Here is a 15,323-nt window from a genome sequence, read left to right as displayed (position 1 = left end):
AGCTATAATAAATGATGTGGGTTATCAATAATATCGATGTTAGGGTGAGAGACGATGGACTTAACGTATATGCGGACCTTCCGCGAAGTAGCCAAGCGGCAGAGCTTCACGCGCGCGGCTGAGGAGCTGGGCTATGCACAGTCCAGTGTCACAATGCAGATACAGAAGATTGAGAAGGAATACGGCGTGCCGCTTATCGAACGTCACGGCCGCGCCTTGCGCCTGACACCGCCGGGGGAGGAGCTGCTTAAGCTGTTCGTGGAGATTCTGGAGCTCTATGACCGCTCTAAGGAAACGATCGCCCAGCAGATCGGCGGAACGCTTACGATTGGAACGATTGATTCACTTGCGGCCTTCTATCTGCCGCCGTTCCTGCAGCAGCTGCGGACGATGTTCCCTGGTCTGAATATTCATCTGCAGACCGAGCAAGAGGCCAATCTGATCTCCAAGATCAGGGACGGCGAGGTCGATATCGGCCTTCTGCTGGACCGCAGCACGGTGGATAGCGCGCTTACGCGGACGATCATCCGCGAGGAGCCGCTTGTCCTTGTGGCACCAGCCAGCCATCCGCTGGCCCGGCTGGAGCAGGTGACCCTACAGGATCTGAATAACTGCGAGCTGATTGTCTCCGAGGAGAGCTGCATTTACCGCAGCCTGTTCGAGAACCTGCTCCGCGACCACGGGATCGTGTTCCGGATTGGTTTTGAGCTGTCGAATTTGGAGGCGATTAAGCGTTGTGTGCGCAATGGCCTGGGCATAGCGCTGCTGCCGCGGATTGTGGCTGAGGAGGAGATCGAGCGGGGGAACCTGTCCGAGCTGTCTTTTGCCCACCCGGAGATTCATTTCGATTTGCAACTGCTGCTGCATCCGAAGAAGTGGAAGTCCCTGCCGCTCCAGTCGCTGATTCAGATGCTGCTTGAGGATGCCAAGGCGAAGACTGTGGCGTTGTGAAAGTAACATACTGAAGCGGGGAGTCGCCTCGTACCAAATTCATACCACTAGAAGAGCACTGCCGTATCACCCTCAAGTAGGGTGCGGCAGTGCTCTTTTTCGAGTTATAAGCAAAATCGGTTGCTCCACGCTATGCATAAACGTTCTAGTTGTCGCGATGATGGTACTTAAGAACAGCAGGTTCCTTTGGTAAATATGTTGTAAGAATTACAACAGGGGGAATGCTGCCTTTCGTACAACAATTGACGATTACGATCGTTAGTATAAGGGGCAAGTTGCATTTTGTGCAGGATTCGAAATGGGAATTGCGTTAATCCTGCATAGACTTACTCAATGGCGGCTAACAGTTTTTGGTTGCCAGCAGGCTGCTCCGGAAGCTCTCCATCTGCACCGAAGGATGCCGGTCCTTGTTATGCACGGCATAGATATAACGCGGCGCCATTTCCCCTTGAATAGACAGCATCTGAATTAGTCCCTGCTGCTCCTCCCACTGTACCGCCATCCGGGACATCACAGAGATGTGCCCGCCGAGCCGCACAAGCTGCTTGATAGCCTCCAGCGAATCCACCTCAATCGTATTGCGCAGCCGAAGCCCTTGCTGCTCGAACCAGCGTTCGGTCAGGCTGCGTGTGGTGGACTCGCTCCCATGCAGAGCAAAGGGAGTCTTACTGATCTCCTCCATGCTAAGCTGAGTCTTGCAGGCGAACGGATGCCCGGGAGAGCAGATCAGGACAAGGTCATCTGTAATCAGTGGCTCAGCCTGCAGGGCAGGCTCCGCGAAAGGCTCTGAGGAGATGACGCCTAAGTCAATTTCGTGGCGGATCAGCATCTCCCGGATCACAGGGGCGGGCTTTACGGACAGAGCCATACGGATGCCGGGGAACTCCCGGGAGAACGCATGTAATAAGGACGGCAGCAGATAGGTTGCAGGTACATAGCTGGCCCCAATCAGCAGCGCTCCCCGGTAGAGGGTGTCGAATTCGCCTGCTACCCGGCGGGCCTCACGGGCAAGCGCATTAATTTTCACGGAATAATGAAGGAGGGCTGCTCCGGCCTCGGTGAGAAAGGTTTTGCCGCTGCGGGCTTCGAATAGCCGGACCCCAAGCTCTTCTTCAAGCGACTTCATATGAAAGGTTACGGTCGGCTGTTTGATCCCGAGTACCTCGGCTACGCTGGTCATATGGTGCAGCTGGTCGATCAGTTCAATGATTTGCAGTTTCATCAGATTCATAGATGTACCTCTTCTATGCGTTAGTGGGAGATCCCCCACCATAGATTTTATCTATGAACGTTAACAGAATTCATATATAAAGTTAATTACATGTTTACATGAAAAATAAACAACCTGCGAATACAGACGTTAGACTGAGGACAGCTCAAGAAGACAGGCAGGGATCGAAATGAATATTCAGATGAAGGGGATTCATAAAAGCTTTGGCGGACAACCGGCGCTGCTGCCTGCGGGGCTTGAATTGAAGCACGGTAAGTTCACCACCTTGCTGGGGCCTTCCGGTTGCGGAAAAACCACGCTGCTGCGGATGTTAGCTGGCCTTGAGCGCCCGGATGGCGGGGAATTATACGCTGACGGGAAATGTTATTTCTCCGCTGCGCAGCGGATCGATCTTCCGGTACACAAGCGGAATTTGGGGATGGTGTTTCAGGATTTTGCACTCTGGCCGCATATGACGGTGTATGAGAATGTTGCTTTCGGGCTAAAGGCCTCAGGGCAACGTGCGCAGTTGCGGAGCAAGGTGCTGGAGACACTGGAGATGGTCCGGTTGCAGGGGATGGAGAATCGGTATCCGCATCAGCTGTCGGGCGGTCAGCAGCAGAGGGTTGCTTTTGCCAGAGCGGTAGTTGTCCGTCCGGGTGTGGTGCTCTTCGATGAGCCGTTAAGCGCGCTGGATGCCGTACTCCGGGAAGAGATGAGAGTGGAGATGATGTCGCTGGTCCGGGACATGGGTCTAACTGCACTCTACGTGACCCACGATCAGATCGAAGCGATGTCGATGTCCGACGAGATTGTAGTTATGAAAAGCGGGCGGATATTGCAGACAGGAACTCCTGAAGCAGTATACGAGGCCCCGTCAGAGCCGTTCGTCGCTTCGTTTATCGGCAAGTCCAACTGGCTTACGCCGGAGCAGGAGATGGTGCGGCCTGAGCATATCGGATGGAGCCGTACGGCGGGCGATGACCTGTGTTATTCCGCTGTTGTACGAAGTGTTAGTTATGTTGGAGAGCGTTATGAGATCCGCGCGGAGGTGGAGGGGGCCGGACTATGGACAGTTTATCTGAACAACCGGATTCCCGTAGGAGAAAGGGTCCAGCTCTATGTCACACCACGGCAGATATGCCGGATGAACTCGAATTCAAATGAAGAAGAACCTAAAAGGAGCGAATCATAACCATGAAATGGAACAAATCACGTAAACAAGGGGCAATGCTGCTGTTATCTGCTGTGATGAGTATGAGTCTGGCGGGCTGCGGTACGGGCAACAGCACCAGTGCCGGCGGGGCCAGCACGAGTACACCTGAGGCAACGGGTGCAGCTGCGTCAACTCCTGAAGCTACAGAAGCTGCGTTAAGCGGCAAGCTGGTACTGTATTCCGCCGGCCCGCAGGGCTTAGCAGACGATATTGTGAATGGCTTCAAGGCCAAGACAGGCCTCACGGTGGAGATGTTCCAGGGAACGACCGGCAAAATTCTGGCCCGGATGGAGGCGGAGAAAGCAAATCCGGTGGCCGACGTGGTGATTCTGGCTTCTCTGCCTTCCGCACAGGCGCTTAAGGCGGACGGTCTGACGCTACCCTACCCGGAAGCGGCCAATAAGGAGAAGCTGAATCAGGACTGGTCGGATGCCGAAGGCAATTATTTCAGTTCAAGCGCCTCTGCGCTCGGGATTGTCTATAATACGAAGCTGGTAGCGAATCCGCCCAAGACCTGGGCAGAGCTGGCAGGTATGGAGTGGAAGGATGCCGTCAACATTCCTGATCCGACGCTGTCAGGCTCGGCGCTGGATTTCATTACAGGCTATCTCAGTGTGAACGGCGAGCAGGGCTGGGATCTGTTCAAGAATTACAAGGCGAACGGTGTTGCTATGGCTGGAGCAAACCAGGAAGCACTTGATCCGGTGATTACAGGAGCTAAGAGTATTGTGGCAGCAGGAGTAGATTATATGGCCTACAAGGCCAAAGCAAAGGGAGAGCCGCTGGATATTATCTATCCTGAGGAGGGCACCGTGGTTAGTCCGAGACCGGCAGCGATTCTGAAATCAAGCCCGAACGTGGCGAATGCCAAAGCGTTCATTGATTATCTGTTGTCCGACGAAGCCCAGCAGTTGGTAGCGGATGCGTATCTCATACCGGGCCGCGAGGATATTGAAGCTTCGAACCGGACCAATCTGAAGGACATCCCGCAGCTTAAAGTGGACTGGGCCTGGATGAGTGAGCACGGGAATGAGACGGCTTCGAAATTCGCAGAAATATACAAATAAAGGCTTAAGGTTGAGGTGAAAAGCAATGAGTCCAGTCTCCATGGACAGTAACCGGATACTTCGGAGAGCGGGCTTGCTGCTCTCCTTCTTTTTGCTGGCGGTCAGCATTGGCATTCCGCTCCTGCTCATCTTCTTGCAAAGCGTCACCCCGAATCAGAGCCTGGACTGGATGGCCCCGCTCCGTACGATCACCGGACAGAGTCTGTCCGGGGTGCTGCTGAATTCGGTATGGCTGGGAATATGTGTAGTAGCTGGAACCACGCTGCTTGCGATGCCGCTGGCCTGGATGATGGCTAAGACCCGTATGGGGCTGTACCGCTGGATTGACGTTATTCTGCTGATTCCGTTCATGACCCCGCCGTATATCGGCTCCATGGGCTGGATTCTATTCATGCAAAAAGGCGGCTATCTTCAGCAGTGGCTTCCGGGTGCGGGTGCGTTAAGTGATTCTTTCTTCAGCTTCTGGGGGATGGTCTTCATCATGAGTATGCATCTGTTCCCGTTCCTGTATCTGCTGCTTAGGGATGCGCTTATTCGTATAGGCGGCAATCTGGAGGAGGCGGGAGCGGTGCACGGGGCAAAGGCAGGCTACCGCTTCCGGCGGATCATCATGCCGCTGCTGCTGTCGGCCTATGGCATGGGGGTGATGCTCGTCTTCGTTAAGACGATTGCGGAGTTCGGGACACCGGCTACCTTCGGCCGCAAGATCGGCTATTATGTCATGACCTCGGAAATTCATAAATACATTTCCAGCTGGCCGATTGACTTCGGCAAGGCTACGTCGCTTGCATCCGTGCTGCTGTCGGTCTGTCTGGTGATCTGGTATATGCAGTCGGCGGTCAGCCGCCGGTTCACTTACCGTCTGGTGGGCGGCAAGGGACAGCGCTCCAAGACGTATTCGCTGCGCGGCGGCGCAGGCTGGCTCGCAGGCTTATATCTGGCTTCACTACTGCTATTATCCATAGGCATCCCTTACTTCTCGATTATCGCCGCCTCGCTGATGAAGCTGCGCGGTGCCGGGCTGTCGCTGGACAACCTGACGCTCGATCATTACAGGGAGCTGCTCTCCTGGGGATCGGTGAGTCTGAAGGCAATTGGGAACAGTCTGGGGCTGTCGCTTGCCGCAGCATCGGTGGCTGTCATACTTGGAGCCGGCCTTGCTCTGGCCATCGGCAGGTCTTCTACCCGGCTGCAGCGGATCATTGATCTGCTGAGTCTTTTGCCTAATACGGTTCCGGGTATTGTAATGGTGGTAGGGCTGATTCTGCTCTGGAATGCGCCATGGATGCCCTTCACGCTCTACAACACCTACGGCATGGTAGTACTAACGTATGTGGTGCTGTTTCTTCCTTATACGGTGCAGTATGTGAAGTCCAGCTTCTCACAAATTAACGGGTTGCTGTTTCAAGCGGCCCAGGTTAGCGGAGCAGGCCCGTTCTATATCTTATGGCGGATTCTGCTTCCGCTCATTATGCCCGGTATGCTGGCAGGCTGGATGATGACCTTCACCATATCTGTAAGGGAGCTGGTCGGATCGCTGTTGATTCTGCCGCCTTCGATGCAGACCTCGGCTACGTATATTTTTGCCCAGTTCGAACAGGGGCAAGTATCGCTTGGTATGGCAATGGCGGTGGTATCGGTCGGCTTGACGGTGCTGCTGCTGCTCGGTATTGAACTGCTGAATTCCAGAAGAAAGTGGACCGGATCATGACGAAACTGACCATATGGGGCGGGGCCGGTGAACACGGGCGTTCTGCTTACCTCCTGAGTGGCGGCGGCTACCGTCTGCTGCTTGATTGCGGGGTGAAAAAAGGCGGAGCCGGACAATATCCCCTTATCGATCCCGGGCAGGTAGCCCTGCTGGATGCGGTACTGCTCTCCCATGCCCATGAGGATCATTCGGTAGCACTACCGCTGCTGTATGCGCAGGGTTACAAGGGAGAGGTATGGACAACGCGGGAAACCAGGGCTCAACTGGATGCCTATTTCCGCTCCTGGCGTTCGAGTATTAGCCGTGAGGGGCATGAACTGCCATACACTGAAGCAGATGTACAAGCGATCCGTTACCGGTATCTGGAGGAGGAGGGCAGCTGCCTGTCCTGGTTCGGACTGGTTCCCGGGGTTCAGGTCATGTGGGGGCGAAGCGGGCATCTGGCGGGATCAGTATGGTTCCTGATCGCTGGGGAAGGGCAGTCGATCTTCTATTCCGGTGACTATACGGCGGAATCTCTGCTGCTTGCTGCTGATTCACCGGCTGAAGCAATACAGGCAGCCGGGGGCATCCCTGACCTTGAACAGAGACTGAGGGCATGGTCACGCGGCCAGCGTCTTGATCTGGCGGTTGCCGATGCGGCCTACGGAATGGACGAGGAGAGCCAGTCTGATAAGCAGAGGCAGCTGGAGCAGGCCATACGCAGGACTGCGGCACGGGGAGGCAAGGTACTGCTCCCGGTTCCGGCAGGCGGACGCGGCCAGGAGATGATACTGTGGGCCGCCAAGCTTTATGCGGATCTGCCAATGGTAGTGGAGAAGAAGCTGATAGAGGGGATGAGGCAGCTGGCAGACTCGCCGTTCTGGCTTAGGAGCGCTGAGCGAACGGGAGAGTATTCCGCACTGGAGAACATAGCAGACTTTCTTGCCGCCCGCCGCTGGACGATGCCGCAGTGTGAGACGGAGCGGGAGGCGCTGCTGTCAGGCTCCGGCCCTTCCCTGTGGTTCGTACCAGATGGCATGATGCAATCGTCCTTGTCGCGTTGGTACTATGCGAGGTGGGCGTCCCATTCAACCTATTCCGTGCTGATCACCGGTCATGTAGCCGCCGGAACCTTCGGGTACAGGCTGCTGCATGAACCCGGACAGCATGGAGTATGCGAGGTGCTTAAGCTGCGTTACAAGGTGCATCAGGGCCGGAAAGATGTGCAGCGTATGCTGAAGTCCCTCCCCGTCCGGCACGCCGTGCTGGTTCATGCCGCGAAGCCGGAGACCGACAAGCTCCGTGAAGCTTTGATCCAGGGTGGACAGCTGACCGGCTGCACGCTGCATTCTATGGCGCCTGGAGAAGAGTTGGATTTGGAAGGCCAAGGAAATAACGGATGAAAAGAGGCTGTCTTATAAGTGGAATTTCACTTATAGAGATGGCCTCTTTTTTGTTGGGGGGTGACGCGTAGGCCAAATGTATGCGAAAACCGAACACAATGTGCAGACACGAAGGTAATCGACCCAATGTATGCGGAAATCCGAATACAATCGGTGCTGCTGCAGTGAGGAACGCGCCCCATGCTCCGCAGTCCGTAACATTGTAGAGAAATCATGCAAGAAATGCAGCAATACTGCCCGGTAGAAGCGACTGCTGCTGAAATCCTGCATAAAATGCAACAAATCCGGCGCTAACTTGCTCCCAGCACCGGAATTCCTGCAAGTGATGCAACAATGTACCACACCCAGTAACTTCTTTAGTGAAGTCCTGCAAAATGTGCAACAATACTGCTTCATACAAGTGGTCGGTGAGAGAAAATTTCAGAACTGGCTAGAGATGAGGAGCACTTTTTCAAAGCGCCTTCGCGCTCTTAATCAAGCACAGGAAAACACAACTCACAAAGATGCCTGCTGACCATGACTTCCGTGTATCTCTCTATAACCGGCCGTCCGGGATCAAGCTTATAGCTGCTGCGTGACAGCGCCGGGAGAATCTCGGCCCATGCTTGTAGTACAGCCTCAGCCGTATGCTGGATGGTTACCACTGCGTAGGCTCCGCCGGGAAGCTCGCCGTAAGGTACTAAGGCCTCGGCTGGAGAATTCTCAGGCAGGCTGATGCAGGCATCATATCTGCACTCCGCAGGTGGGGTGGTCTCAGGGTTGTCCTGCGGAATACCGAACAGCACCGCCGAGCCTTGAAGCAAGCCTTGTTCCCGCGCCCACTCCTTCAATTGTTCCATCGCCTGGACGTTACCGGGTCCGTAGGGACCTGTCCGCCGTACATAAGCTATGCGTGTTGCCGGAATGCTCTCGAGCTGAAGATTCATCATTGTTCATGATCCTTTCTGTGGTCAAATGAAGTACATTTCGAATGCTAACATGGACTAAAATAGAATGCATATCATTTTTCGGCAGCCTATTATATGCAGCAAGATATTGACATGAAAAACGAGAATATGGTATATAAAAGGGAGTGTTAGCACTCAAGTGAGTGGAGTGCTAAACGATGCTCCGCAATCCGAAGGTTACTTTTGAAAGGAGATTTATTTATTCATGGCTAAAAAAGAGTTTAAAGCTGAATCCAAAAGACTGCTGGAAATGATGATTAACTCCATTTATACGCAGCGCGAGATTTTTCTGCGGGAACTGATCTCAAATGCAAGTGATGCCATCGATAAAATCTATTACAAGGCACTGGCCGATGATAATCTTGTGTTCAATAAAGAGGACTACTACATTAAAGTAACCGCTGACAAAGAAAGCCGCATGTTAACCATTGCCGATACCGGCATCGGGATGACACAGGAAGAACTGGAGAACAATCTGGGGATTATCGCGAACAGCGGCTCGTTTGCTTTTAAGAAGGATAATGAAGCCAAAGACGGACACAACATTATCGGACAATTCGGGGTCGGATTCTATTCCGCATTCATGGTGGCTGACGATGTGACCGTAATTAGTAAGGCGCTGGGCAGCGAGCAGGCGTTCAAATGGGAATCCCAGGGGGCGGACGGCTATACGATTGAGCCTTGTGAGAAGGATACGGTCGGTACCGAAATTACGCTGAAGATCAAAGAGAACACCGAAGACGATAACTACGATGAATTCCTCGAAGAATACCGTCTGAAATCGGTCATCAAGAAATATTCGGACTTCATCCGCTTCCCGATCAAGATGGATATTACCGGCAGACAGCCCAAAGAGGGCGCTGAGAATGAATTCATCGATACGATTGAAGAACAGACGGTCAACAGCATGGTGCCGATCTGGCGCAAGAACAAGAAAGAGCTGACCGATGAAGATTACAACAACTTCTATGCTGAGAAGCGTTACGGGTTCGACAAGCCGCTGAAGCATATCCACATCAGTGCTGACGGCGCAGTGGTCTACAACGCGATTCTGTTCATCCCGGAGAATACTCCGTTCGACTACTACACTAAGGAATATGAAAAAGGCCTGGAGCTCTACTCCAACGGCGTGCTGATTATGAACAAATGCGCCGACCTGTTGCCGGATTACTTCAGCTTCGTCAAGGGGATGGTCGATTCCGAGGACCTGTCGCTCAATATCTCCCGTGAGATGCTGCAGCATGACCGCCAGCTTACAATGATCGCCAAGAACATCAAGAGCAAGATTAAGAGCCAGCTCTTGAGCTTGCTGAAGGATGAGCGCGAGCAGTATGAGACGTTCTATAAGTCTTTTGGCAGACAGCTGAAATTTGGGGTCTATAACGACTACGGTATGGAAAAAGAAACGCTGCAGGATCTCCTCATGTTCCACTCCTCCAAGGAGAAGAAGCTGGTGACGCTGGCTGAATATGTAGAGAGAATGCCGGAAGACCAGAAGTATATCTACTACGCTTCGGGTGAATCGGTAGAGCGCATTGAGAAGCTGCCGCAGACTGAAATGGTGCTGGATAAGGGCTATGAGATTCTCTACTTCACCGACGATATCGATGAATTCGCAATCAAGATGATCATGGCGTACAAGGAGAAGGAGTTCAGAAATGTCTCCAGCGGTGACTTAGGGATTGAAGAGAGTGCCGAGGATAAGCCATCCGAAGAGGAAGAGAATGAGAACAAGGGATTGTTCGAAGCCATGCAGGGCATTCTCTCCGGCAAAGTGAAGGCGGTCAAAGCCTCCAAGCGGCTGAAATCCCATCCGGTCTGCCTGTCCACCGAAGGTGAGCTGACGATCGAGATGGAGAAAATCCTCAAGGCTATGCCTAACGGCGGCCAGGATGTGCAAGCGGACAAGGTGCTGGAAATCAACATTCACCATGATGTCTTCCAATCACTTAAAGCGGCGGCCGAGGGCGATAAGGAGAAGCTGGGCCTGTACACCAACCTCTTGTACAACCAGGCGCTCCTGATCGAAGGTCTGCAGGTTAATGATCCGGTGCAGTTCACGAACGATATTTGTAAAATCATGGTCTAACACCGGCGCTGCCGCCGGTCAGTTGACCTTGGCTTATTAAAAGACCCCGCGACTGGCTTATGCCGGCGCAGGGTCTTTTTGAATGTTTGTGGGGGTATTTAGTGCATATATGGAAAGCATCCAAGGGCAGGATGACTGGCGCAGATAATGGACATCCTCCAGAAGGGAGGAGCCTGAGCGTATTCATAGTGACTTGAAGGTCTCGATGAACTTGGTCGCCATGGACGACAAATACTTATCCTTCATCCATACGGCGGCCACCCGGGTGCGCAGGGTCTCGCAAAGGATTTCTTTGTAGATCAGGTTGCTGTGATTAGCCAGCTCAAACGCCGACCTCGGCACAATGCCGATCCCTAGTCCCGCATTGGCCCATAGCAGCGTGGTGCGGGCATCATCGTTCATACAGAAGATCTGTGGCTCAAAGCCGTGCTCTAGACAGGTCTCGCGGATGAGCTGCTCGAAACGGCGGTAGATAATCAGCGGTTTGTCCTGCAGCTCGCCCAGCTGGGCAGCATTCTGGCTCGGGGCCCAGTCATAATCAGCGGTCATCACCGCGATCATCGGCTCCGAATGGAAATACAGGCATTCCAGATTACTGGTGTTGAACGGGGTGCGGACAATGCCCACCTCAACAATGCCCTTGTTCAGCAGGTCGATAATCATGAACGTATTGCCTTCGTGAATTTCAAAGGTTACACCCGAATAGCTCTTATGGAATGCTGTGAGCGGCTCGTGCAGCAGAGTAGCACCTGAAGAAGAGACCGTTCCAATGATAAGGCTGCCCTTCAGCCCTTTGGCATAGTCACTGATCTCCCGGGCGGTGGAATCCGTCAGCTCCAGGATCTGCTGGGCCCGGTTACGCAGAATGATTCCGGCATCTGTCAGCTGTATGCTGCGCGGTCCGCGCTCCACCAGCTTGACCCCCAGTTCCTTCTCCAGCAGCTTCAGCTGCTGGCTGAGCGGCGGCTGGGCCATCCTCAGCTTCCTGGCTGCGGATGTAATTTGTCCTTCCTCGGCAATGGCCAGGAAATACTTTAATTGGCGAATATCCATGGTTGAGCCTCCATTTGTAAGGGTTATGACATACGTTATCCATATGGGATTGATACGAAACCAATATTATCAATATGTAAGCAGGTATGACATAATCATAACGGGTCTTTTGTTTTTTTCAAGAGGGATTACATACTACGCTAAGTTAGGTGAGGATGAATGTGCGCAAAATTGCAGTTTTCTTAAAACCGTACAAAAAAGAAGTGACGATAGGGCCGATTTTCAAGCTGCTGGAGGCGATTCTTGAGCTGCTCTTGCCGACCATTGTTGCCCTGATCATCAACAATGGAATTGCCAAGCAGGATAGCAGCTACGTCTACAAGATGGGCTCCCTAATGGTGGTAATGGCCATCCTGGGCTTCGGCTGCTCTCTGGTATGTCAATATTATGCGGCGCGGGCTTCGCAGGGGTTCGGGACCTCGCTGCGCAACAAAATGTTCAAGCATATCTCTTCGCTGTCGTATGCGGAGCTGGATGTTATCGGCACACCTTCGCTGATTAATCGGATCACTAACGATGTTAACCAGCTGCAGGTGGCAGTAGCCATGCTGATCCGGCTGGTCATCCGTGCGCCGTTCATCTGTATCGGTGCTATTATTATGGCGATGTTCCTGGATTTCCGTCTATCACTGATCCTGATTGCAGCAACGCCGGTATTTGGAGTGATCCTGTACTTCATCATTACCCGCAGCTCGCCAATGTACCGCAAATATCAGGCGAAGCTGGACCGTCTGGCGCTGGTGCTCAGCGAGAATCTCTCAGGGATCCGGGTGATCCGGGCCTTCGCCGAGAGCCGCCGCGAGAAGCAGCGCTTCAATGAAGCCTCTGAGGATCTGACGCAGACGGCCATCCGTGTCGGACGGATCTCCGCTTGGCTGGGACCGATGACGACACTGGTAGTGAACGCGGCAATTATTGCTATTCTTTGGGTAGGCGGCATTCATATTGAAGCCGGGAGTCTGTCGCAGGGTGAGATTATTGCATTCATTAACTATGTAACCCAGATCCTGCTGGCCCTGATCGTAGTCTCCAATCTGGTCATTCTGTTCACCAAAGCCTCGTCGTCTGCCAGCCGCATCAATGAGGTGCTGTCTATGACAGCTTCGGTTGCTGAAGTGCCTGCTCTTGCACCTGCTGCGAAGCCGGACGGTGCAGCGCCGGTGATTTCCTTCCGCAATGTGTCTTTCGGTTATAACACGACCGGAGAGCTGGCCCTGGAAAATATCTCTGTAGATATCCTTAAAGGGCAGACGGTTGGATTGATTGGCAGTACCGGTTCAGGTAAGAGCACCTTCGTAAATCTGATTCCGCGCTTTTATGACGCTGTAGAAGGGGAGATTAGAGTCGAGGGTGTAAATGTACGGGACTACCGGCTGGAGCAGCTGCGCAGCAGAATCGGCATTGTACCGCAAAAGGCGGTATTGTTCACCGGGACGATTGCCGAGAATATCCGCTGGGGAAAGGCGTCTGCTACCCGGGATGAGATTATGGCCGCAGCAGAGGTTGCCCAGGCTGAGGAGTTCATCACCCGGCTGCCTGAAGGGCTGGATACGCTGGTCGTACGCGGCGGGCATAACCTGTCCGGCGGACAAAAGCAGCGGCTGACCATTGCCCGGGCTGTAGTAGGACGTCCGCCGATCCTTATCCTGGATGATTCCTCCAGTGCGCTGGACTTCGCTACGGATGCGGCACTGCGCCGTGCACTAAGCAAGAACAGTACAGATATGACCGTGCTGCTTGTATCCCAGCGGGTAAGCACAGTTAGGCAGGCCGGTCAGATTATCGTCTTCGAGGAAGGCCGGATTGCAGGAATTGGTACGCATGAGGAACTGCTGGAGAGCTGCGCAGTCTATCAGGAAATCTGCATGTCACAGCTCTCAAGCGAGGAGGCACTACAATGACCAGTACAATGACCTGGAAACGTTTGTTTCAATATACCCGTGAGTACCGGAAAATAACGTATGGAGCTATCTTCTGCGCCATCCTGAGCGTGGTTGCCAGCCTGATCGGGCCGCTCCTGATTGGCCGTGCCATTGACCACATGATCGGGCCGGACCGGGTGGAGTTCCCGGAGATTCTGCGCCTGCTGCTGATTCTGGGCAGTGTGTATCTGGTCGGCAGCTTCTTCGGCTGGCTGCTCACTTATTATACGAATAAGCTGGCGTTCCGCACGGTCTATGACCTGCGCCGCGAGCTGTTTGACAAGCTGGACGCCCTGCCCCTGAAATTCCATGATAACCATCCCCAGGGCGACAGCATCAGCCGGTTCGTGAATGACATGGATGCCGTCTCTGACGGTCTGCTCCAGGGCTTCTCCACGCTCCTGACTGGGATCGTAACCATTGCCGGAGCTATAGGGCTGATGCTCTATATCAGCCCTATAATGACACTGGTGGTGCTGCTGTCTGCTCCGGCAACCTTCTTCGTTGCCCGCTTCATTACGATGCGCTCCCAGCAGCTGTTCCGTGAGCAGGCCAAGATTCTCGGGGGGCTGAACGGCTATGTCGAGGAAATCGTCGGCGGGCAGAAGGTGGTGCAGGCTTATCATTACGAGGACCGTTCCTTTGCAGGTTTTGCGGAGCGTAATAATGAGCTGTACAAGACAGGGACGAAATCGCAGTTCTATGGCTCGCTCTCGAACCCGACCACGCGGCTGGTCAATAATATCACCTTCTCGCTGATTGCGATGATCGGGAGTGTGCTTGTTATCGGAGACCTGTTCTCCGTAGGGGATCTTTCCAGCTTCCTGATCTACTCCAGTCTGTTCGCGAAGCCGTTCAATGAGATAACCGGTGTGATCACACAGCTGCAGTCAGCCACTGCTTCGGCACAGCGGATCTTCACCATTCTGGATCTTCCGCAGGAAGCCCCGGATCAGCCGGATGCCTATGTGATGGAGAACAGCCGGGGAACAATCACCTTCGATAAGGTAAGCTTCGCCTATACACCAGAGCGTCCGCTAATCAAGGACTTCAGTCTGGAGGTGAAGCCGGGCACACGCGTGGCGATCGTCGGCCAGACCGGGGCGGGCAAGACCACTCTGGTTAACCTTCTGATGCGTTTCTATGAGGTTGACAGCGGAACGATTCGAATTGACGGAGTAGATATTACCTCCATCACCCGTGACAGTCTGCGGCGTAATTTCGGAATGGTGCTTCAGGAGACCTGGCTGTACGGGGCTTCCATCCGCGACAATATTGCTTATGGCAAGCCGGAGGCTTCCGAAGCGGAGGTGATTGCGGCTGCTAAGGCTGCGAATGCGCACAGCTTCATCAAGCGCCTGCCTGAAGGCTATGACACCAAGATCAGCACCTCGGGAGATAATCTCTCCCAGGGCCAGAAGCAGCTGCTCACCATTGCCCGCGTCATGCTGGTTGATCCGCCGATGCTCATTCTGGACGAGGCGACCAGCAGCATTGATACGCTGACAGAGGCGCGGATACAGAAGGCCTTCCTGGCAATGATCACCGGCCGGACCAGCTTCGTGATTGCCCACCGGCTGTCCACGATCCGCGAGGCGGATCTCATCCTGTTCATGAAGGATGGGGATATCGTGGAGAGCGGAACGCATGATGAGCTGCTGGAGAGCGGAGGCTACTACGCCCGCTTGTACAACAGCCAGTTTACGGCGGTGTAGGAATACTCTAATTTATTTAGCTGAGGCATAACTTCTCCGGAAGTGTGCCGCAGCTAT

The 15,323-nt window shown here is 53.8% G+C and carries 11 protein-coding genes; 8 read left to right on the top strand and 3 right to left on the bottom strand.

Annotation, left to right across the window (positions count from 1 at the left end):
• Positions 1–54 precede the first annotated feature (54 nt).
• Entirely contained in the window at positions 55–951 is an 897-nt protein-coding gene (locus tag NYE24_RS06130) for a LysR family transcriptional regulator (protein WP_036699185.1), read from the top strand.
• 340 nt (positions 952–1,291) lie between these two features.
• Here the strand turns inward: NYE24_RS06130 and NYE24_RS06125 are convergent, their stop codons facing one another.
• Positions 1,292–2,182: a LysR family transcriptional regulator gene (locus tag NYE24_RS06125; RefSeq protein ID WP_083677978.1), complete on the bottom strand. Its 891-nt coding sequence runs from the start codon at positions 2,180–2,182 to the stop codon at positions 1,292–1,294.
• 169 nt (positions 2,183–2,351) lie between these two features.
• On the opposite strand from NYE24_RS06125, the gene NYE24_RS06120 reads away from it, so the two are divergent.
• From NYE24_RS06120 to NYE24_RS06105, 4 genes are read left to right on the top strand one after another with little or no spacing between them, the layout of a single operon-like run.
• Positions 2,352–3,356 (top strand): ABC transporter ATP-binding protein, encoded by a 1,005-nt coding sequence (locus NYE24_RS06120; protein ID WP_342478303.1) that lies wholly within the window; start codon positions 2,352–2,354, stop codon positions 3,354–3,356.
• A gap of 2 nt (positions 3,357–3,358) precedes the next feature.
• Positions 3,359–4,444, top strand: a complete 1,086-nt coding sequence (locus NYE24_RS06115; protein WP_036699181.1) for an ABC transporter substrate-binding protein — start codon at positions 3,359–3,361, stop codon at positions 4,442–4,444.
• Positions 4,445–4,469: 25 nt separating this feature from the next.
• Positions 4,470–6,155 (top strand): iron ABC transporter permease, encoded by a 1,686-nt coding sequence (locus NYE24_RS06110; protein WP_342478302.1) that lies wholly within the window; start codon positions 4,470–4,472, stop codon positions 6,153–6,155.
• A complete protein-coding gene (locus tag NYE24_RS06105; RefSeq protein ID WP_342478301.1) occupies positions 6,152–7,540 on the top strand; it encodes an MBL fold metallo-hydrolase in 1,389 nt (462 codons plus the stop codon). The genes NYE24_RS06110 and NYE24_RS06105 overlap by 4 nt, the downstream gene beginning before the upstream one ends.
• A gap of 470 nt (positions 7,541–8,010) precedes the next feature.
• Here NYE24_RS06105 and NYE24_RS06100 read toward each other — a convergent pair whose 3' ends face one another.
• Positions 8,011–8,469, bottom strand: a complete 459-nt coding sequence (locus tag NYE24_RS06100; RefSeq protein WP_342478300.1) for a GyrI-like domain-containing protein — start codon at positions 8,467–8,469, stop codon at positions 8,011–8,013.
• Between the two features lie 223 nt (positions 8,470–8,692).
• Here NYE24_RS06100 and htpG point away from each other — a divergent pair, with 223 nt between their 5' ends.
• The gene (gene htpG, locus NYE24_RS06095; RefSeq protein WP_036699175.1) at positions 8,693–10,576 is read left to right on the top strand and encodes a molecular chaperone HtpG; all 1,884 of its coding nucleotides are present in this window, start codon (positions 8,693–8,695) and stop codon (positions 10,574–10,576) included.
• Positions 10,577–10,759: 183 nt separating this feature from the next.
• On the opposite strand, the gene NYE24_RS06090 is transcribed toward htpG, so the two are convergent.
• Entirely contained in the window at positions 10,760–11,629 is an 870-nt protein-coding gene (locus NYE24_RS06090) for a LysR family transcriptional regulator (protein WP_342478299.1), read from the bottom strand.
• A 161-nt stretch (positions 11,630–11,790) separates the two neighbouring features.
• Here NYE24_RS06090 and NYE24_RS06085 point away from each other — a divergent pair, with 161 nt between their 5' ends.
• Together NYE24_RS06085 and NYE24_RS06080 are read left to right on the top strand one after the other, a co-directional pair.
• Positions 11,791–13,530 (top strand): ABC transporter ATP-binding protein, encoded by a 1,740-nt coding sequence (locus tag NYE24_RS06085; RefSeq protein WP_076158473.1) that lies wholly within the window; start codon positions 11,791–11,793, stop codon positions 13,528–13,530.
• Positions 13,527–15,266 carry an ABC transporter ATP-binding protein gene (locus tag NYE24_RS06080; RefSeq protein ID WP_076158365.1) on the top strand — a complete coding sequence of 580 codons (1,740 nt, stop codon included), beginning with the start codon at positions 13,527–13,529 and terminating at the stop codon, positions 15,264–15,266. Before NYE24_RS06085 ends, NYE24_RS06080 begins: the two co-directional genes overlap by 4 nt.
• Positions 15,267–15,323 lie beyond the last annotated feature (57 nt).

The organism is Paenibacillus sp. FSL H7-0350 (genome assembly GCF_038593195.1).
Taxonomy (GTDB): domain Bacteria; phylum Bacillota; class Bacilli; order Paenibacillales; family Paenibacillaceae; genus Paenibacillus_AQ.
This window is presented reverse-complemented; position numbering and strand designations above follow the sequence as displayed.